Source organism: Pseudomonas sp. PGPR N4 (assembly GCF_059693665.1).
Genome location: NZ_JCAUKV010000003.1, coordinates 429356 through 449771 on the forward strand (window position 1 = coordinate 429356; position 20416 = coordinate 449771).

Below are 20416 nucleotides of genomic sequence, written 5' to 3' on the forward strand. Positions count from 1 at the left end.
CCATGCGCAAACACATCCTCGCCGCCGTGCAGCAGCACGCTGCGGCGGAGTACCCGCGCGAGTGCTGCGGGCTGCTGCTGGCCGTGGGCCGAAAGCAGGTCTACTACCCATGCGTGAACGTGGCCACCGAGCCGACAGAAGAGTTTCGCATCGCGCCGGAGCAGTACGCCGAAGCCGAAGACCAGGGCGAGGTCATTGGCATCGTGCACTCGCACCCAGATGCGACCAGCCGGCCGTCACCGCGTGACCTGGCCATGTGCGAAGCGACCGGGGTGCCATGGCACATCCTGTCATGGCCGGAGGGCGACCTGCGCACGATCACGCCCACCGGCGAAACCCCGCTGCTGCGCCGACCTTTTGTACACGGCGCTTGGGATTGCTGGCAGGTCTGCGCGGATTGGTACCAGCGCGAGTGGGGTTTGGAGTTTCCGACCTACGCCCGCGAGGATGGCTGGTGGGAAAAGGCAGATGGACCGAGCCACTATGAAGATGGCTACGAGGCGGCAGGGTTTTATCAGGTAGATCGTCCTCAGCGAGGCGATCTGGTCATCATGGCCATAGGGCGCACCGCGCATCCTAACCATGCAGGCATCTTCCTCGGCAATGACCCGGCGCTGCCGGGGGAGCAGGCCGAGGTGTTCGGCCCTGGACCTTTCCTGTTGCACCACCTGTACGGCAGGCCATCGGAGATCATCGTGTTCGGCGGGCCATGGCTGGATCGAACCCGGCTGGTGCTGCGGCACCGAGATGCGAAGTGATACATTCAGCCATTTACCGGGAGGCGGCTTATGCGAATTGTGATGGTGGGATTGTGCCTCGTGGCGCTGGCGGGGTGCGCGAGTGTAGGCGAGACCAGGAGTAATCCGCCCCTGCTGGAGCTTGGCTCCCGAAAGCAGCCACAGCAGGTGGCGGAATGTATTCGTGATGCTTGGCAGAGCACCACCGTCCTTGGCGCAAGCGTGGGCGGCGTCCTTCAGTCTACGGGCGATCGCTTCTCGATTCTTGCACCTGACGTGCAGGCTCCTCTCCACTTGGTCGACGTCACTCCAGCTAAGGACGGATCGCGAATCAGCTACCACTTCTACCGAACCTGGCAGTCACCTCTCGAACGTGTACTTGATGCAGTTAGGTCTTGCGCCGGATAGACCAGCTGAAACAACCATCAACCACCTCCGGGTGGTTTTTTTCGCCTGGAGTAATTATGTCCTCCCTTGCAATTGAATATCAGCCGATGACGAATGTTGTTCTGTATGGTCAGCTCCGAAAATTTGGACGATCTTTTAGGCTATCTGTGCGGTCCCCAGCTGAGGCAATCAAGGCGCTTTGTGTCCAGATTCCCGGGTTCGAGAAGTTCCTCGCAAATGCCAAAGCCGAGGGGGTCGAGTTTGCAATCTTCCGTGGCAGTAAGAATCTGGAGGAAAAGGAGCTTGGGTATGGTGGCTCGGGCGATATCCGGATTGCCCCCGTAGTCACCGGCAGTAAGCGCGCCGGCGTACTGCAGACCATCATCGGTGTCGTAATCATTGCCTTGGCTTGGTGGAACCCGTTGGGCTGGTCTGCAGCGACCGCACTGGCTATCGGGATGGGAGGCGGATCGATGGCTGTTGGAGGTGTTATCCAGATGCTTAGCCCGCAGGCGAAGGGTCTCTCTATGAGCGGCGGACCAGAAAACATGCCGTCCTACGCTTTCGGCTCTGCCAAGAACACCACTGCCAGCGGCAACCCGGTCCCTATCTGCATCGGTGAGCGCCGGTGGGGCGGCGCCATCATCTCAGCCTCAATCCTCGCCGAGGACAAGGCATAGCAGCCAGCAACATTCAACATCAGCCGCCTCGAGCGGTTTTTTTTCGCCTGGAGGAAACCATGGCCGCAGCAGCTCACCTGGATATCGCCGGGGCAAAGGGCGGAGAGAGCAAACCAAAGACCCCCGTTGAATCGCCGGACAGCCTTCGTTCTACCAACATCGCCAAGATCCTGCTGGCGGTGGGCGAGGGTGAGTTCGAAGGCACTCCGACTGATCGTGACATCTACCTCGATAACACGCCGATCGTAGATGGCAGCGGCAATCTCAATTTCCCCGGTGTGAAGTGGGAGTGGCGGCCAGGTTCTGTCGAGCAGGAATACATCCAGGGTATCCCGTCGATCGAGAACGAGACCACGGTCAATGTCGAGCTGCGCAGCGATAACCCGTTCACGCGCACCCTGAGCAATACCCAGCTGTCGGCGTTTCGTGTTCGCTTCGCCTGGCCAAGGTTGTTGCGGCAGGATAGCAATGGCAACACAAACGGTTACCGGATTGAGTACGCCATTGAGGTGTCGACTGATGGCGGAGCCTTCACTGAGGCGCTGCGTGGCGCGGTTGATGGGAAAACTACCAACGGCTATCAGCGATCCGAGCGTGTCAATCTGCCCGCGGCAACCTCCGGCTGGGCCTTCCGCGTCCGGCGACTCACCCAGAACGCCAACACCGGTTTGATCGCCGACACCATGACGATCGCCGGCTATACCGAGATCATCGACCAAAAGCTGCGCTACCCAAACACCGCGCTGCTCTACATCGAGTTCGACGCCGAGCAGTTCCAGAACATCCCGGCTGTCACGGTGAAGTGCAAGGCTCAGCGCTGGCCGGTGCCGAGCAATTACGATCCAGTGAACCGCACCTACGCGGGCGTGTGGGATGGCACGTTCAAGCAGGCTTGGACCAACAACCCCGTGTGGGCCACCTACGGCATCTGCGTCAACGACCGTTTCGGCCTAGGAAAGCGCATCCAGTCGTGGATGGTCGACAAGTGGGAAATGTACCGGATCGGCCAGTACTGTGATCAGCTGGTATCGGATGGCGTGGGCGGGATGGAACCTCGCTACCTGTGCGACCTGAACCTGCAGGGCAAGGCCGAGGCCTGGACGTTGTTGCGCGACCTCTCCGCAATCTACCGCGGGATGGTGTATTGGGCGCAGGGCTCGCTGTACATGCAGGCAGACATGCCGCGCGCGCAGGACATCGACTACACCTTCACCAGGTCGAACGTGATCGACGGCGACTTTGTGTATGGCGGCGCAGGCCGGGACACGCATTACAGTCGAGCGCTGATCAGCTACGACAACCCGGCCAACAACTACGACACCGACGTCATCCCGGTGACCGACAACGCACTGCAGCGCCGGTACCGGGATCGCCCCATCGAGATATCAGCGATCGGTTGCACCCGGGCCAGCGAGGCTCAGCGCCGCGGTAAGTGGGCGCTGCTCAGCAATAACCAGGACCGCACCGTTACCTTCAAGACGGGCATGGAAGGGGCGAACGTGTTGCCCGGCTTCGTGATCCCTGTTGCCGACGAGCTGGTCGCAGGCCGGCCAAACGGTGGACGTATCTCTGCCGTCTCGGGTCGCACCGTGACCCTGGACCGAGACGCGCCGGTGAAAGCTGGCGACAGGCTGATCGTCAACCTGCCCAACGGCACCGCACAGGCCAAGACTGTGCAATCTGTTACTGGGCGCAGAGTAACCGTCACCACGGCTTACACCCTGCAGCCTGAGCCGCAGTTGCAGTGGGCGGTTGATTACAGCGACCTGGTTGTTCAGCTTTTCCGCGTCTTGAAGCGCAAGCGCACGGCAGAAGGCGAGTACGAGTTCACCGCTCTGGAGTTCAACCCAAGCAAGTTCGCAGCGATCGATAGCGGTGCAAAGCTCGACGAGCGTCCTATAAGCGTCATTCCGGTCACTACCGTGCCGGCCCCGGACAGCGTCACGCTGACCTCAAGCTACGCGGTCGACCAAGGCATTGCCGTCAGCACCATGACCATCGAGTGGCCAGCTGTGCAAGGCGCGGTTGCTTATGACGTGGAATGGAAGAAAGACAGCGGCAACTGGATCCGCCTGCAGCGCGTCGGTACCACGTCCGTGGATGTCACGGGCATCTACGCCGGCGCCTACCTGGCCCGCGTCCGGGCAGTCAGCGCTTTCGAGATCACCTCGATCTGGCGCAGCTCAATGCTAACGGAGCTCAAGGGCAAGGAGGGCGTGCCGCCGGCCGTCACCCACCTGACCACCGAGAGCCTGCTCTTCGGGATCAAGGTCACCTGGGGTTTCCCTGCTGGTGCCGAGGACACCCAGCGAACCGAGCTGTGGTACAGCGAGGGCATCGACCTGGAGCAAGCGACCAAGCTGGCTGACTTGGCCTACCCTCAGGCCGAGCACGTCCTGCAGGGCTTGCGTGGCGGGCAGCAGTTCTTCTTCTGGGCGCGCCTGGTGGACCGCACCGGCAACGTCGGCCCGTTCTTCCCGGTGGCCCCGACAGTTGTCTCGGGACGTTCGAGCATTGATGCAGGCCCGATCCTCGAGCAGATCACAGGCGAGATCCTCGAGAGCCACCTTGGCCAAGAGCTGACTGACCGGATCGACCTGATCGACAAGGACGGCCCAGGATCGGTCAATGATCGCCTCGGCGCAGTCCGCAGCGACCTGAACGAGCAGATTGTCGACGTGAACAACCGCGTCGGTGAGGTGCAGTCGGAGCTGCAGCAGCAGATCGACGGCATCGCTGACCTGGCCGACTCCATGCCGTACAAGCCCGATCAGGCCTACACCATCGGCCAAAGCGTATTGGGCGAAGATGGTCGTTTGTATCAGGCCAAGGTGGCGGTGCCAGCCGGCAACCCGCCGCCGAACACCACCTACTGGACCGACATCGGCCAAGCTGTACAGGCAGCGAACGGCCTTGCCGCGCGCGTCGGTACCGTGGAAACCACTGTCACCGAGCTCAACGGCGATATCGACGCGCAGGCCCAGCAGATCGACGGCCTGCGTACCAGCATCAACGGCAAAGCTGATGCCTCCACGGTCAGCAGCCTGTCGAGCCGCGTTTCGCAGAACGAGCAGGGCTTGCAGAGCCAAGGCCAGGCCATCGTAGGTGTGCAGAACGGCCTGACCGCGACCAATCAGAACGTCACGGCGGCGCAGCAAGCGGCTCAGTCTGCATCCGACGCTGCTGGCGCCAAGGGCAAGGTGCTGTATCAGTCGAGCGCGCCGGCAGTGGCCGATCGCCTGGCGCAGAACCTTTGGATCGACACCACGGGCAATGCCAATACGCCCAAACGGTGGAGCGGTAGCGCGTGGGTCGCGGTGACCGACAAGGTGGCCACCGATGCCGCCGCGGCTGCGGCCAGCGCGTTGACGCAGGTTGCGACGAAGGCAGATGCGTCGACCGTGCAATCCTTGGGCAATACCGTCAGCCAGCAGGGTCAGGAGATCACGGCGGCTGGTCAGGCCATCACCAACATCAACGCATCGCTGACTCAGGTCGGGGCAGAAAACCTGCTCTATAACCCGTCTCTGGATGTGGTCAGTGCAGGAAGTTCTACACTGCCTGACGGCTGGATACTCGGTAATACCGGCGTCACGCTTGCTGCAAGCATTGTTGCCTCTACCCTGGATCCATCGGGGAAAGCGCTGCGCCTGGGCGTGACTGTGCCGAATGCCAGCAGCTACGTTGACCTGGTGCAGGACACGCCAAAGTGGCCTGGTGTGTCGGAGGGGCAGGTGCTCACCGTCTCCGGTAGCTTCCGGGCTACGGACGGGCTCATCGCGCAGCTGTTCTTCCAGTGGCGGGACGCCAGCGGGGCGAACATCAGCACCGATGGGGCCAGCTCCCAGAATGCTTCCATCGCTCCGGAAGCCTGGCAGCGCTTCAGCCGAACCTCGGCGCCGGCGCCTGCCGGCACAGTCTCGGTGCGGATTATCTTCCGCATCCGTGGGCCGCTGAGTGGTGCAAGCAGCACCGGTTGGTGCGAGTGGGACAGGCTCCAGTTGGAACTGGGCGCTCTGATGACGGGGTGGCGGGATAACGGGCGCGTCAACGCTGCTGGGATCACCACCAACGCCATTGCTACAACTGCCCTCACCGGGCGGGTCGGCGCCACCGAGGCCGGACTGACCAGCGCCTCCGGGCAATTGACTGAACTGAGCAACACCATCGGCGACGCGGGTGGTGAGAATCTGTTCTTCAATTCCACGTTCAGCAAGTCCGCCAGCGCAAGCGGCGCAGCTGACGGCTGGGAGGTTGAAGGCCCTGCTCCATCTACGGACACACTGATCGCTTCCTGGCTGAACAGCGCTGAAAAGGCTCAGCGCATCTCGGCTACCGGTCTCACGTCCACCAGCACTTACAGGTCGCTCAGGACCACTGGCGCCAAACGGGTCAGCGTCGCGGCGAACCAGACTGTGACTGCCTCAGCGTTCGTGCGCCGGGGCAGTGATCCGGTGAACATGCGGATCTTCATTGTTTGGCTGAATGCCCAGGACGCGACATTGAGCAGCCCGGCTTCTGCGGCTCTGCCCCTGACCGTAGAGGGCAGCCGCATTCAGTTCTCGGCGGTAGCCCCGGTCAATGCTGCCAAAGCCCAGATTTACTTCAGGGCTTATGGTCCTGGCACCTCTGGTACACCTGGCGTAGTAGAGATCGCTCGGCCTCAAGCGGAATACGCGCCAAGGGCGACGGGATGGCGTGATAACGGCCAAGTGAACGCTGACGCCGCTGCAGCAGCATCTGCTGCGGTGGATGGCCTGAGCTCCACCGTCAGCCAGCAGGGGACCAATCTGTCCAGCGTGGCCAACCGTACTACCACGCTCGAGAACTCGGTGAACAGTTCCACCAATGGTCTGGCAACCAAGGCTTCGGCCTCGGCTGTCGATGCGCTGACCAATCGTGTCACTGCAGCTGAGGGTGTGAACACGAGCCAGTCGGGCAGCATTACCGAGCTGAACAACTCGCTTGGCTCGCTGCAGGGCTCGATCGGCGCTTCGGGTCTTGACCCTGCGCAGGATGCGCTCTGGCAGTTCGACACCGGCACCGATGGCTGGACGGTCGCGGGAGCGACGATCAGTGCAGCCAACGGTGCGATGACGATCACCGCAAACAGCGCCGATCCGAGAATCGTCAGCCCGGGAACGCTTGCGGTGGTGGGTGCGCAGTACCCGCTAATCAGGGCGAGGATCACTCGGCGGGCGGGCCCGGTCGGCGACTGGGATGGTCGCATCTACTACTCGACGTCAGGCCACGGACAGACCGCGTCGTATTACAAGGCGATCGCCAACCCGAACCTGGCCGTGGGTCAGTCCACAGTTGTTGAGTGGGACATGGCAGCGCTGACGGCCGGCGGTGCCGACTGGGTGAACAGCACCATCACCAACATCCGCATGGACTTTGGCAACGTGTCCGGCGGTGTGTTCGAGGTGGACTGGATTGCGATTGGGCGGCTGGGACCAAGCGCTTCGAGTCGAGCAGTGTCCTCGCTGGATTCGAAGGTCACGCAGCAGGGAAGCGACTTGAGCGCCCAGGCGCAGCAGATCACTGGCCTGCAAACCGCCGTTGGCAACAACACGGCGTCGGTGCAGCAGGTGGCAACGGCGCAGTCTTCGCTCAGCGACAAGGTCGGTGCGTCGTACTCGGTCAAGCTCCAGGTTGCATCGGGCGGGCGTTACGTGGCCGCAGGCTTCGGTGTAGGCGTCGAGAATAACGCCGGCGTGCTGCAATCGACCTTCGCAGTGATGGCAGACAGGTTCGCAGTGCTGAACCCGTCCGGGAGCGGCTTCGTCAGCCCATTCGCAATCCAGAACGGTCAGGTGTTTATGAATGACGCTCTGATTTCGAAGCTCGCAGTAAGTAACGCTCTGGTCGGCAGTACCATTTCGTCGGTAGCGATGACCAACTGGGGAGGTCCAGTTATGTCAATGGACTTCAACTCTGGAACGATCATAATGAGGCACCCAACGAGTACATACAGCCAAGTTCATGTGAATAAGGACGGTATTCAGGTTTATGTGGGCGGGGTTCTTCGGGTCCGCATGGGGGTGTGGTAGAAGTTATGGCAAATGGTCTGGAAATATACGGCGCCGATGGTAAGTTACACGTAAACATGGCTACGTCGATCAGTCAGCATCAAGGGGAAGTAGTTACCAATGCTGTGAATGGCGCTGTTGCTATGCCTGATCTCCCCGCAGGAAAACAGCGCTTCTATATTATAGTCACACTAGTTGATACGCAGCAATGGAAAGGAAAGAAGCCAGGTGTAACGGTTACCGGTAATACGTTGTCTTGGCAGTATCAGCATTCAACGTGGTTCGGTCAGTTCTCTGCTAACTGTCGTATTTATTTTGGGTACTATTAGGATGATTTATGTCTGTTGGATTCCAAGCCTACAAGGAGGACGGCTCCCTCCTATTTGACATCGATCGGATCAGTTACGGCCTGCTTAAGAGTGGATACCTGAACCTTGTAGATCGGTGGGGGAGGTTCTACCTCAAGTCTGCTCAGTTACCCCCAAACGAGGAGGGTAGCTACGATTACCGGGAGTTGCGTGACCCAATATGCGGCATCAGCATAAGCGACGCGGTATCACCGATCGTCTTCTTGGTTGGGGATGGGAAACCGTGTGGAGAGTCAGTGAATGGGAACGTAAGAACGTTGTTCTTCCAAGGGTGCACGCCGAACACCAAAGCGTTTGTGTTCGACCTGATGCGAGATGTCGGGGAGCGGACAGGCATGGAGTGCTACGACGCTAACGGACGGCTCAGCTTTACAACTGGCATGCCACCTTTGAACATTATCGCTGCAGTGAACCCACCCGCGATCAGCGCGCCTGTTGTTGCCAACAGTGACCAAAGGTGGACTCCCTATGTTGGCGGCGCTAACGAAGCTTCGGGCAGAGAATGGTCGTCTGGCGATTTTCCGCAAGTTAAGGGCGCTGCCTTTGTCCCGGTAGTCGCAGGAGAACTTGCTGCCTACCTTACCTTTTCTCGAAGTGCAGGAGTTACCCATGGGCGGGATTTCAACGGCATTAACAAGTTGAGTGCCAATGAAGGGTGTGGTGGCTCCTCTGGAGGTGTCAGGTTTTTCTTCAGTCCCTCAGCTTCATCCCTATCAACCATATTTACCAACAACGACACCATCTGGTTCGATATCCCAACTGACCGACAACCGCAAGCGCTCGTTATTCGAGCGTCGGACTACCCATTTCCGTTTAGATAATCACTGAAAGAGGAAACACACATGCCTTATGTAGCCATCAATCTGGCCAACGATTACGACGCTGCCAACAAAATCCGTTACGCCTCTCAAGAAGAGGCCGACGCCCGCGCCCGGGAAATCCTGAACCAGTTTCCGAATGCTCAGGTGTGCGTGGCCCAAGTGCTCAAGGACTACAGCGCGAAGGTCACCGTCACCGCCAAGGAACCGGCCGAGCCAGCAGCAGAGCCTGAGGCGTCCGCCGCCTGACGCCCGCCATCAATCAACTAGACCCGCCAAGTGCGGGTTTGTTTACGCCTGGAGAAAATGAATGCCGATCACTGAGCAGCAGCTGCTGCAGGTTCTACCCAAAGCCCGCCCTGTTGCGGGCGTTTTTTTGCCTGCACTGAACCGGGCCGCAGCGCGCTGGAAGATTGATAGCCGGCTGCGCATGGCCGCCTTCCTGGCGCAGGTCGGCCACGAGTCAGGTCAGCTGCGCGTGCTGGTGGAGAACCTGAACTATAGCGCCGACGCGCTGCTGCGGACCTGGCCAAGCAGGTTTACCGCCCAGACTGCGCCGGCATACGCCCGGCAGCCGGAGAAGATCGCCAACCGCGTCTACGGCGGGCGCATGGGTAATGGCCCCGAGTCGTCGGGGAATGGGTGGCGATACCGCGGGCGCGGCCTGATTCAGCTCACCGGCCGCGACAACTACCGTTCCGCCGGCGCCGCGCTGGGCCTGCCGCTGGAGGATCAGCCCGAACTGCTCGAGCAGGCCGAGCACGCTGCGCAGTCTGCCGCGTGGTGGTGGGCGAAGCACGGGCTCAACGAGCTGGCCGACGCCGGCCGCATCCAGGACATCGGCAGCGTCATCAACACGGGCAAGCTTGGGCGCGTGCCGCATGGCGCTGCTGAGCGCAAGGCGCTGTACGACATTGCTGTGCGGGTGCTGGCGTGAGTGGCTGGGGCGTGCGCGTGATCGTGCTTTTGCTTGTGGTCAGCTCACACTGGTTGACCTATCAGCACGGCCGATCTGTTGAGCGTGCGGAGGCAGGCTTGGTGTCTGCACAACGTGACAGCGGCGATCGCCTGGCCGAGGTGTTGGGCGAGCGTGACGCTCGATCAGAAGAACAACGACGCGCCAAGGCGCAGGAGGAGGCTAGAGCCCATGGCCATGAAGAACGAACGATTGCTGATGCTGGTGCTGCTGGCGCCGATCCTGCTGGTCAGCGGATGCGCGACGACGCAGAAAAACTCGCCGCCTCCGTCGGTTGCCCCGGCACGGATACCGCCGCTCTCGCCAGAGGCCAGGCAGCCACCCGCGCCGCCATGGTGCTCTCCGACCTGCTCGCACGGGCTGATGCTCGAGCGGGAGAGCTGGCGAAAGCTTATGACCGCGCCCTGATAGCTGGGCGTCAATGCGAGCGCGAATACTCCGCCATGAGCGTAATCCGCTGACTGGCGATTGCCGGAGAAGCAGCTCGGCATTACGATACTGTTTTTATATACAGTATCGGGTGCCGCCATGTCACAACACTTACCTGCGCTTTGGGTCGCTGAGCTCGATGATGTCGCTGCCTTGGCCGACGACCCCGAGGGAAGAGCGGCCGTGCTGGAGGTCATGGCCCTGGCCGCTCACCGCAGAAAGGAGGTGGACGCCGACCAGCTCGCCGACATGCTCGAGCTGGCAGAGGCGGCTCGTCTCTATGGCTTGGAGGCTGGCCATCTATGCAGTCCGTGAGTGCTTTCGCGGGAGCCGAAGACCTGCAGGCCATATCCCTCGACGAACTGCTGCAGGTGCATGCGCCCAGTGTGTACCTGGTCAAGATCGACGGCGACAGCATGCAGGGTGCCGGGATCTTCGACGAGGACGTTGTGATCGTCGACAAGGCGATCGATGCGCGGGCCGGCCACATCGTCATTGCGGCGGTGAATGGCGAGCCAGTCTGCAAACGGCTCGACTATGTTGGCCGGCAGATCGTGTTGCGCTCCGAGAATCCTCGGTACGCGCCGCGGTTCATCATGGAGGGTGACGAGTTCTCGGTCTGGGGTGTGGTTACCTACAGCCTGCGCAGCCACGGGCCGATGTCATGTATTTCCTGATCGTCCGGCGGCGCAAGCTGGGCGTGGCCATCCCGGCCGACCAGCTATCGAAGATCCAGGCGCTCAAGGCCGACATTCATATTGGCGATCACCACAGCGCACCGCTGGGCAGGGTGTCGACTCAGGCCTGGGTCTTCACCCATTCGCCCGGCGCCGACGTAATCCCGCGCCTGCACGATGCGAAGGTGAATGGCATGGCCCAGCTCGGCATCAATATCAATGGTGTGGAGGAGGTCGACGGCGTGCTATATGCGCAGTCGTGGTGGTGTCGGACGGTGTAGTTTTGGTTGGTGATTCGGTCGGCAGGACGCCGGAGGGGGGGATTTAGCTGTCTAATACTGCTCGATAGCATCTCGACTTTACTGGTCGAAACTCGCGGAAAGCTCGCAATCTGTATTAGACAGCATGGCCGCGCAGCCCAGTAACGGCGCGCCCTATGCACTGACCCAGCATCTACTGTTGCATCATTGGAGTGTGCGCGGAGAGGTCAGACATTCGGGGCCTTACAGCGTGATTCGGTGGGCGATTTTGAAACCGGCAATGTTACAGACTTTTGCCCGGCGATGCAGGGACGATACGCCATTGGATTGCCGCGCTCTGCCAAGCGCAGGCTGGCCGGTGCGCTGCCGCATCAATTGCATTTGCGCACAACTCGTTGCATTATGCGGCTTATGCAAAAACGCAACGTAGCCTCCGTACTCAAGACCTTGCTCGACCGCCACGGCCTGTCTCCGACGGAGCTGCACCGGCGCACGGGCGTTCCCCAATCCACGCTTTCGCGGATTCTCAGCGAAAAGATCGTTGATCCGTCAGACAAGCACGTCTCCAAAATCGCCGAGTATTTCGCCGTCAGCACCGACCAGTTACGTGGCCGCGCCGAACTCGGCGAGTCGCGTGAAGCGGCGCAGCCGGCTCATGGTCATGCCGACATGAGCGATATCAGCCTGTGGGACGATGAAACACCCGTCGAGGACGACGAGGTTAGCGTGCCCTTTCTTCGCGAGGTCGAGTTGGCAGCAGGATCAGGAAGATTCGTCATCGAAGAGAGCGAGCGTGCGCGCCTGCGTTTCGGCAAGCGCAGCCTGCGCCACAATGGCGTCCAGTTCGACAACGCCAAGTGCGTGACCGTGCGCGGCAACAGCATGTTGCCGGTGCTGCGTGATGGCGCCACGGTAGGTGTCAATACCGGTAAATGTGCGATCGGCGATATCGTCGATGGCGACCTCTATGCCATCAATCACAACGGCCAGTTGCGTGTAAAGCAGGTGTATCGCTTGCCAACCGGCATCCGCCTGCGCAGCTTCAACCGCGATGAGCACCCCGACGAGGACTACACTTTCCAGCAGATGCAGGATGAGCAGATCAGCCTGCTGGGCCACGTCTTCTGGTGGGGGATGTACGCCCGCTGAGTGAACATCGTCAGAACAAACCCGCTTCGGCGGGTTTTTTTTCGCCTGCAGAAAAGTCCTACAGCCAGCGTGATGCATGGCCTTCATGCATATCAGCAAATCCTCATGTGAAATTCTATGAATAAATGCATTGACTGCATATGCATATGCGCATAACGTGTTTCTCAAGCCGGGCAGAAACCGGTTGTTGCAAAGGCAGCGATGAACAGGCCTCAACTGTTCAGAGGGTTGGCAACTGGCCCGGGTGTGCAGCGTAAAGCACCACGAACAGTTTTCCGGCGGGCAGGCGGCCGCGGTCGGAGTTAACAGTTTTGGACATGACCGCAGGTGTCACCAGTAGTGGCCTGCGGTTGACCACGCATTACTGAAAAGCCGGCGATGGCGGGCTTTTTGGAATGCCGAGTTTAAGCGTAAACCGACCTGTCGACAGTCGTCGGCGGGCATCACACAGGAGACAGGGCAGTGACGAACGAGCAACAAGCGTTACTGGAAATGCCGCTCTGGCTGGTAATCGTCCTGGCGTTGCTGGGCGGTGTTTCCGGCGAAATGTGGCGGGCCGACAAGGCTGGAGCAAAAGGCTGGTCGCTGGTGCGCCGGCTGGCGCTGCGTTCCGGGGCATGCATGATCTGTGGCGTGTCGACGGTGATGCTGCTGTACGCCAGCGGCATGTCGATCTGGAGCGCCAGCGCCTTTGGCTGCCTGACGGCGATGGCGGGAGCCGATGTTGCCATCGGCCTTTATGAGCGCTGGGCAGCCAAGCGGCTTGGGCTGCGCGACGGCGCGCGGGCAGATGTGCGAGAGGAGCCCTGAACATGAGCGAACTGACAACCTTACACGCGGCAGTGACCGCAACCATTCGTGAGGCGATCCCGGAACTTGCGTCAGTCAATGCATATTCATCTGTAGGAAATAGCACGGCATTACCTGCACTGCGCCATGGCGTGGTGCGCATGACGGCCGACCCTGCCCCCCGCGATGGGCGCTCGGTGCTGCTCGCCAGTTTCGAGGCGGACATTACCGCCGCGGATAGCGCCCAGGCCGAGGCGCGCCTGCAAGGCAGCCTCCTGGCGGCGCAATTGATCGACGTGCTGCGCCAGCAGTTCTGGGAGCTGGATTTCGTCGAAGCGAGCCGCAATGTCGAGGCTCAGTTCGACGGTAGTGGCTGGACGGTGCGCTGGGACCAGCCGGTGCTGCTCGGCGAGCCACGCTGGGATTGGCCCGACCAGCCGCCTGGGCAGTTGATGCTGGGGATCAGCCCGGAAACCGGCCCTGGCAACGAGGGCAATTACTTCCCTGCACAGGATCTGTCATGAGTTACTCAAGTTCAATGCACGACCGCATGTTGGCCTGCCTGGTCATCCCTTGCCGCGTAGTGGCGGTGGATCCTGCCGCTGCGCGGGTACGGGTCTCGGATGGCAGCGGCTGGAGCAGCGCCTGGTTGCGCTGGCATGCACTGGCGGCAGGCCAGGCCCGCCACTGGCGCGCGCCAAGTATTGGCGAGCAGGGCGTGCTGTTGAGTCCCAGCGGCGAGCCAGCCCAGGGTACGTTCTTCCCGGGACTGTATGGCAATGCGGGGAGCCCACCAGATAACCGTGACCATCTTGAAGTGTGGCATTTCGCCGATGGCGGCTCACTGGCCTACGACTGGCAAGCACGGCGCTACGACATCCACTTGCCGACCGGCAACGCCAGCATCCGGGTCGGGGGCAGCACGCTGCAGGTCAGCGACGGCGCCATCAGCCTTGACGCAGCGGCGATCACCCTCACCGGTAGCGTCTCGATCAAGGGCCCGCTGGTGGTCAGCGGCGACATCAATGGTGGCGGCCAGATCATCGACACGGCCGGCAACACGGCCAATCACAAACATTAACAGACCCGCCGATGCGGGTTTTTTTCTGTCAGGAGACTGCTATGCAAACCTGCCCATGGGGCTCGACCATTGCTGTCCGGCCCTCGCCTGGAGGTGCGCCATGATCGGTATGGACCGGCGCACCGGCCAGCCGTTGGCCGGCATCGCCCACCTGCGTCAATCGATTGAAGACATCCTTTCTACCCCCCTCGGCAGCCGCCGCATGCGCCCGGAATACGGCAGCCAACTGCGCCGCTACGTCGACCTGCCGGTCAACGAAGGTTGGAAAAGCGCCGTCCAAGCTGAAGTCGCCCGTGCTCTGGGACGTTGGGAACCGCGTTTGAAATTGGAGCGCGTCAAGGTGATTGCGGTAATCGGCGGTCAGGTCAGCATGAGCCTGCGTGGCCGCTACCTGGGCACTGAAGCCATGCTCGAGGTGCAGGTATGAGCCAAGTCGATCTGGCCCAGTTGCCAGCACCTCAGTTGCTCGAAGACCTCGATTACGAGGCCTTGTATCAGGCTGATCTGCAGACCTTTCGCGCGCATCTGGGGGACGCTTGGACCGCACAGTTTGAAAGTGACCCGGTCTGCAAGCTGCTGGAAGTCGGGGCCTACCGCAAGTTGCTCAACCGGGCACGCATCAACGACGCGGCCAAGGCACTGCTGTTGGCTTACTCTCAAGGCAGCGACCTCGACCAATTAGCGGCCAATGTCAGCCTGCAGCGTTTGCTCATCCAGGCTGAAGACCGGACTCAGGTACCGCCGCTCGAGGCACTATTTGAGTCTGACGCGGCACTGCGCGAGCGGGTGCAGTTGGTCTACGAGGGGCTCACCACTGCCGGGCCGCGCAACAGTTACATCCTGCACGCTCGCAACGCCTCGGGGCTGGTCGCTGACGCAACCGCCGAGAGCCCGTCGCCTGCGGTCGTCGATGTCACTGTGTTGAGCCTGGAGGGCAACGGTGTAGCAGATGCGCAGTTGCTTGCCCAGGTGGCCGCGTACCTCAATGACGATGACATTCGCCCGGTAGCCGACCGCGTCAGCGTGCGTAGCGCCGAGGTCTTGCCGTACCGCATTGATGCCACCCTTTACATCGCTGACAGCGGCCCTGAGTCGGAGGCGGTGCTCGCTGAGTGCCGTCGTCGGCTGCAAGCCTGGATCAACCCGCGTCGACGCCTGGGCGTCGAAGTTGCACGCTCCGGGATCGATGCACAGCTGCACATTGGCGGGGTCAGTCGGGTTGAGCTCAGCGGCTGGGCCGACATCCGCCCGAGCCAGTCCCAGGCTGCGTGGTGCACGGGCTTCGATCTGAAGCGGGGCGGCTGATATGGACAGCCTGCTGCCGCTCAACCGCACCGCGCTGGAATGCGCCATCGAAGCCGCAGGCGATGAAGACCTCAAGGTCGACTTGCGCCTGCTCTACAGCCCCGATAACTGCCCGCCGCACCTTCTCTATCAACTCGCCTGGGCCTGGTCGGTCGACCGCTGGGACGACAGTTGGAGCGACGCGATCAAGCGCTCGGTGATTCGCTCGTCGTTCTTCGTACATGCCCACAAAGGCACCCTTGGCGCACTTCGGCGAGTGGTCGAGCCGTTTGGCTACCTGATTGAAGTGGAGGAGTGGTGGCAGGCCAAGCCGGCTGCTGTGCCGGGAACCTTCGCTTTGAAGATTGGCGTTTCAGATGCGGGCATCAGTGAGCAGACGTATGCCGAGTTGTCGGCGCTGATTGATGATGCCAAGCCTATCAGCCGGCACCTGTCAGGTCTGGTGATAAGTCTTGAAAGCCGCGGCGCGCTGCACTTGAGCTGCGCCATTCAGGACGGCGACGAGCTGGATGTCTATCCGCCCGCCTCATCGGTCATTGCGGTCACCGGCACCATCGGTCGCGGTGGTCGCGAACATTCAATTGATATCTTGGACATTGCTCATGGTTGATCAGAATTCTCAGTTCTACGCCATTCTCACTAATGTGGGCGCGGCGAAACAGGCTAATGCCGATGCGTTGGGCATCGCTTGGAAGATTACTCAAATGGGGGTGGGAGATGCCAACGGCAACGATCCAACTCCAAACGCTACCCAGGTCAGCCTGATCAACGAGTGGCGACGTGCGCCGTTGAATCAACTCAAGGTAGATGACAAGAACAGTGCGGTTATCGTCGCCGAGCAGGTGATTCCCGCCGAGGTGGGGGGGCGCTGGATTCGCGAAATTGCCCTATACGATGCGGATGGCGATATGGTCGCTGTGGCCAATTGTGCACCGACCTACAAGCCGCTCCTAAGCCAAGGCTCGGGTCGTACCCAAGTGGTGCGGATGAACTTAGTGGTGAGTAGTGCCAGCAACGTCCAGTTGAAGATCGATCCGAGCGTGGTTCTGGCCACGCGGGAGTGGGTTACCGAGGAGTTGGCGAGGCAGGATTTCAAGCATTCGGTGGCGGTGGCCACCACGGCTAACATCTCCCTTAGCGGCCTGCAGACGGTCGACGGGGTGGCGTTGCTGCCCGGCAACCGTGTGTTGGTCAAGAATCAGACCGCGGCGAATGACAACGGGCTGTATAGCGTGGCTGCTGGGGTCTGGGTCCGAACTGCAGACGCGGACACCAGCGCCAAAGTGACGCCGGGGCTCTTGGTCCACGTTGAGAAAGGGACACTCAACAGCGACAGCATTTGGCAGTTGGTCACTGATGCGCTGATTTCCCTCGGCGTTTCCGGCTTGAACTTCGAGATGGTGTTTGGCCGTACCGGCGTCGCTGCCGGTACTTACCGCAGTGTTACTGTCGATAAGAACGGTCACGTCACGGCGGCCACTAGCCCGACAACGGTCGCCGGCTATGGCCTGACTGACGTGTACACCAAAGCCGAGGTTACTGCCGCGCTTGCGCTCAAGGCTGCATTGGACAGCCCGTTCCTTACCGGAAATCCACGGGTTCCCACAGTTGTACCTGAGTCCAACGACTACAGCGCGGTTAACACCTACTGGGCGCGTCGTCTGATGGCTCAATTCAGTAGCCAGTATGGTCTGGGACATAGCTACGGCGGTGTGATACCGGCCACTACCGATGAACTTGCAACCCTGTATTCGGGTAACTATTACTACCCAAGCAATATCAGTCCCTACCCAATCATGGCATTCGTGCAGCGTATGACCTATGCCAATAACCGGGGCTTCGAAATTGCCAACTATCCTTACCAAAAGCGGATCTTGGGACGGGTGAGCAATAACGATGGCACCTGGCAGGAGCCGTTCGAGCTGGCGAATCTGGAAAGCCCCGCGTTTACGGGGATCCCGACTTGTCAGACTGCAGTGAAGGGTTCCAATACGTTGCAGTTGGCAAATACCGCATTCGTTCAGGCTGCTATCGCCGCCTTGGTAGATTCCGCGCCGGGAACGCTGGATACACTCAAGGAACTTGCGACCGCCCTAGGCAACGATCCGAGCTTCTCGACAACCGTGCTCAATGCGCTCGCGCAAAAGTTAGAGGTGGCCGATATCGGCTACGGCGGCTATGCCTTGGACTACCCAGGCAACGATCTGAACACCAAGGTCAACAAGTCCGCAATTTACCGGCTGCGAATGGGAGCCTTGAATACTCCGCCGGGTTTGAATCCGCAGGGTTCGATTGTTCAGAATGAAGCGTGGGGGCAGGGCGTCTATCAGCAGACCGTGCGAGAGCATGCCACGGGACGGGAGTGGCATCGGTCGATTGATCAGGCCGCTGTCACTGAGTGGCTTGAAAACACCAGCAACATGGCCGGCGCTGTGGTTGCCTTCGCCATGAATGCGGCGCCCACCGGCTTCCTGATCGCGAATGGTGCAGCGGTATCGCGGGCAGCTTACCCGTTGCTGTTCTCCCGAATAGGCACACAGTACGGGGCAGGCAACGGCTCAACCACATTCAACCTTCCCGATCTGCGAGCTGAGGTGATTCGAGGTCTTGATGCCGGGCGTGGTATCGACGTTGGCCGGGTTTTCGCCACCGTGCAGCTGGACGCCTTGCAAGGCCACGGCCACCAAAATACAGCTATGCGCATTGGTATGTCGGGCGGTTCCGGTGAATTGCTTGCCCATAACAACGGCGCCAGCAATGAGGTCTTGAAAGGGCGGATTACCGCGCCGGTCGACCTCACTGGATACGGCACTGTTCGTATCGCGAGTGAAACCCGGATGCGAAACATCGCGCTGCTCTACTGCATCAAGTATTGAGGCTCAACATGGACTTTACGATCTATCACGCACACCCGCTTACTCGCGAGTACCTCGGGGCTGGTCAAGCCGACATTGACCCGCTCGATCACGACAACATGCTTGTTCCTGCCCATGCCTACAGCGATGCGCCACCCCAGGCCGAGCCAGGCTTTACGGTTATCCGCAACGGGGACAAGTGGGAGCTGGTCAAGGATCTGCGCGGCGTGGTTTACAGCACGACAAGCGGCGCCGAGTTTAACTTTGCCGAATTGGGCGAACTGCCTGCGGGCTATACCCACTTACCTTGCCCCGGTCCCGACTATACGTGGTTGGGCACTGACTGGGCGCTGGACGAAGGCCGGCAGCACGAGCGACTGAGCCTGGCCGAACGCGATTGGCGTAACACTCAGATTGATGGCTTCAAGTGGCTGCGCGACCGTCATAGCGACGAGCAGGACCTTGAGCGCGAAACCACCCTGTCAGCCGACCAGTTCGCCGAGCTGCTGGGCTACCTGCAGGATCTGCGCGACTGGCCTCAGTCAGACCAATTCCCCGTTGTCGAGCACAGGCCGGTTGCCCCGTCCTGGATCGCCGACCAATCCCAATAACGCCCCGCACCGACGGGGCGTTTTCTTTTCTGCTGTACCCCTAATGGCCTCGCTGACGCGGGGCCTTCTCATATCTGGAGAGTCTATGTCTGGCTTCTTTCACGGCGTTACCGTAACAAACGTCGACACCGGCGCGCGCACCATTGCCTTGCCGTCGTCCTCGATCATTGGTTTGGTCGATACCTTCACCCCGGCGCCAGCGCTTACCGCGCAGCCCAATGACCTGATGCTGATCACCAGCGAGCGCGAGGCGCTTGCCGCGTTTGGCCCTGACGCGGCGATCACCAAGGCTTGCCAAGCCGTCTTTACCCGCGCCAAGGCGGTGATTGTCGCCTGCGGCGTGGCCAAGCTCGAGGACCCGGCCGAGCAGACCTCGGCGATCATCGGCGGCACCTTGGCGGACGGCAAGCGGACCGGCCTGCAGGCGCTTCTCGACGGCAAAAGCCGCTTCAACGCCCAGCCGCGCCTGCTGGTCACCCCCAAGCACAGCGCGACCCAGGCGGTCGCTACTGCCCTGGTCGCGCTAGCTGACAAACTGCGCGCAATTGCCATCATCGACGGCCCCAACACCACCGATGAAGCGGTCATCGCCTACGCCGGCGAGTTCGGCGCCAAGCGCGCCTATATGGTCGATCCGGGTGTGCAGTACTGGGACACCAGCAAAAACGCCACGGTCGACGCGCCTGGCTCGGCCTATGTGGCCGGGCTGTTCGCCTGGACCGACGCGGAGTACGGCTTCTGGGCCTCGCCATCGAACAAGGAGTTCGTCGGTATCACCGGCACCGGTCGCCCAATCGAGTTCCTCGACGGTGACGAGACCTGCCGGGCAAACCTGCTCAACAACGCCAACATCGCCACCATCATTCGCGATGACGGCTTCCGCCTGTGGGGCAACCGCACCTTGTCGGCCGACGCGAAGTGGGCCTTCGTCACCCGTGTGCGGACCATGGATATCGTCATGGACGCGATCCTCTATGGCCACAAATGGGCGGTCGATCGCGCCATTACCGCGACCTACGTCAAGGATGTAACCGAGGGCCTGCAGGCGTTCATGCGCGACCTGAAGAACCAGGGCGCGATCATCAACTTCGAGGTGTTTGCCGACCCTGAGCTGAACACGGCCAGCCAGCTGGAGCAGGGCAAGGTGTACTGGAACATCCGCTTCACCGACGTCCCACCTGCTGAAAACCCCAACTTCCGCGTTGAAGTCACCAACCAGTGGCTGACCGAAGTCCTCGATTCCGTCGCTTAAGGAGCGCATT

At 61.0% G+C, this 20416-nt stretch carries 20 protein-coding genes; 19 read left to right on the forward strand and 1 reads right to left on the reverse strand.

Annotation, left to right across the window (positions count from 1 at the left end):
- The first annotated feature begins 2 nt into the window (after positions 1-2).
- The 7 genes from AC58X1_RS15835 (at position 3) to AC58X1_RS15865 (ending at position 10459) form a co-directional block, all read left to right on the forward strand.
- Positions 3-758 (forward strand): C40 family peptidase, encoded by a 756-nt coding sequence (locus AC58X1_RS15835; protein ID WP_497429123.1) that lies wholly within the window; start codon positions 3-5, stop codon positions 756-758.
- A 443-nt stretch (positions 759-1201) separates the two neighbouring features.
- Complete coding sequence (locus tag AC58X1_RS15840) at positions 1202-1804, forward strand: tail assembly protein (protein ID WP_497429124.1); 603 nt, start codon at positions 1202-1204, stop codon at positions 1802-1804.
- Positions 1805-1863: 59 nt separating this feature from the next.
- Entirely contained in the window at positions 1864-7857 is a 5994-nt protein-coding gene (gpJ, locus tag AC58X1_RS15845) for a TipJ family phage tail tip protein (protein WP_497429125.1), read from the forward strand.
- 316 nt (positions 7858-8173) lie between these two features.
- Positions 8174-9025 (forward strand): hypothetical protein, encoded by an 852-nt coding sequence (locus AC58X1_RS15850; protein WP_497429126.1) that lies wholly within the window; start codon positions 8174-8176, stop codon positions 9023-9025.
- Between the two features lie 21 nt (positions 9026-9046).
- Entirely contained in the window at positions 9047-9271 is a 225-nt protein-coding gene (locus AC58X1_RS15855; protein ID WP_497429127.1) for a hypothetical protein, read from the forward strand.
- A gap of 61 nt (positions 9272-9332) precedes the next feature.
- Positions 9333-9959 carry a glycoside hydrolase family 19 protein gene (locus AC58X1_RS15860; protein WP_497429128.1) on the forward strand — a complete coding sequence of 209 codons (627 nt, stop codon included), beginning with the start codon at positions 9333-9335 and terminating at the stop codon, positions 9957-9959.
- Positions 9956-10459 carry a DUF2514 domain-containing protein gene (locus AC58X1_RS15865; RefSeq protein WP_497429129.1) on the forward strand — a complete coding sequence of 168 codons (504 nt, stop codon included), beginning with the start codon at positions 9956-9958 and terminating at the stop codon, positions 10457-10459. Before AC58X1_RS15860 ends, AC58X1_RS15865 begins: the two co-directional genes overlap by 4 nt.
- Positions 10460-10538: 79 nt before the next feature.
- Here the strand turns inward: AC58X1_RS15865 and AC58X1_RS15870 are convergent, their stop codons facing one another.
- Entirely contained in the window at positions 10539-10727 is a 189-nt protein-coding gene (locus AC58X1_RS15870; RefSeq protein WP_497429130.1) for a hypothetical protein, read from the reverse strand.
- Between the two features lie 2 nt (positions 10728-10729).
- Here AC58X1_RS15870 and AC58X1_RS15875 point away from each other — a divergent pair, with 2 nt between their 5' ends.
- The 12 genes from AC58X1_RS15875 to AC58X1_RS15930 all read left to right on the forward strand — a co-directional run bounded on the left by AC58X1_RS15875 (position 10730) and on the right by AC58X1_RS15930 (position 20406).
- The gene (locus tag AC58X1_RS15875; protein ID WP_497429131.1) at positions 10730-11104 is read left to right on the forward strand and encodes a LexA family protein; all 375 of its coding nucleotides are present in this window, start codon (positions 10730-10732) and stop codon (positions 11102-11104) included.
- Positions 11092-11385 (forward strand): hypothetical protein, encoded by a 294-nt coding sequence (locus AC58X1_RS15880; RefSeq protein ID WP_497429132.1) that lies wholly within the window; start codon positions 11092-11094, stop codon positions 11383-11385. Before AC58X1_RS15875 ends, AC58X1_RS15880 begins: the two co-directional genes overlap by 13 nt.
- 390 nt (positions 11386-11775) lie before the next feature.
- On the forward strand, positions 11776-12513 hold the full coding sequence (locus AC58X1_RS15885) for a LexA family transcriptional regulator (protein ID WP_150572037.1): 738 nt from the start codon (positions 11776-11778) through the stop codon (positions 12511-12513).
- A 462-nt stretch (positions 12514-12975) separates the two neighbouring features.
- Complete coding sequence (locus AC58X1_RS15890; protein ID WP_101317309.1) at positions 12976-13323, forward strand: phage holin family protein; 348 nt, start codon at positions 12976-12978, stop codon at positions 13321-13323.
- Between the two features lie 2 nt (positions 13324-13325).
- Positions 13326-13826 (forward strand): hypothetical protein, encoded by a 501-nt coding sequence (locus tag AC58X1_RS15895; protein ID WP_497429133.1) that lies wholly within the window; start codon positions 13326-13328, stop codon positions 13824-13826.
- The gene (locus AC58X1_RS15900) at positions 13823-14383 is read left to right on the forward strand and encodes a phage baseplate assembly protein V (RefSeq protein WP_259075403.1); all 561 of its coding nucleotides are present in this window, start codon (positions 13823-13825) and stop codon (positions 14381-14383) included. The genes AC58X1_RS15895 and AC58X1_RS15900 overlap by 4 nt, the downstream gene beginning before the upstream one ends.
- A 100-nt stretch (positions 14384-14483) precedes the next feature.
- Positions 14484-14810, forward strand: coding sequence for a GPW/gp25 family protein (locus AC58X1_RS15905; RefSeq protein WP_497429134.1), 327 nt, complete (start codon positions 14484-14486; stop codon positions 14808-14810).
- On the forward strand, positions 14807-15688 hold the full coding sequence (locus tag AC58X1_RS15910; protein WP_497429135.1) for a baseplate assembly protein: 882 nt from the start codon (positions 14807-14809) through the stop codon (positions 15686-15688). Before AC58X1_RS15905 ends, AC58X1_RS15910 begins: the two co-directional genes overlap by 4 nt.
- A gap of 1 nt (position 15689) precedes the next feature.
- Positions 15690-16298 carry a phage tail protein I gene (locus AC58X1_RS15915; RefSeq protein WP_497429136.1) on the forward strand — a complete coding sequence of 203 codons (609 nt, stop codon included), beginning with the start codon at positions 15690-15692 and terminating at the stop codon, positions 16296-16298.
- Positions 16291-18564: a phage tail-collar fiber domain-containing protein gene (locus AC58X1_RS15920; protein ID WP_497429137.1), complete on the forward strand. Its 2274-nt coding sequence runs from the start codon at positions 16291-16293 to the stop codon at positions 18562-18564. Before AC58X1_RS15915 ends, AC58X1_RS15920 begins: the two co-directional genes overlap by 8 nt.
- Before the next feature lie 8 nt (positions 18565-18572).
- Positions 18573-19154 (forward strand): hypothetical protein, encoded by a 582-nt coding sequence (locus AC58X1_RS15925; protein WP_497429138.1) that lies wholly within the window; start codon positions 18573-18575, stop codon positions 19152-19154.
- 85 nt (positions 19155-19239) lie between these two features.
- A complete protein-coding gene (locus tag AC58X1_RS15930; protein WP_497429139.1) occupies positions 19240-20406 on the forward strand; it encodes a phage tail sheath subtilisin-like domain-containing protein in 1167 nt (388 codons plus the stop codon).
- Positions 20407-20416: the final 10 nt, after the last annotated feature.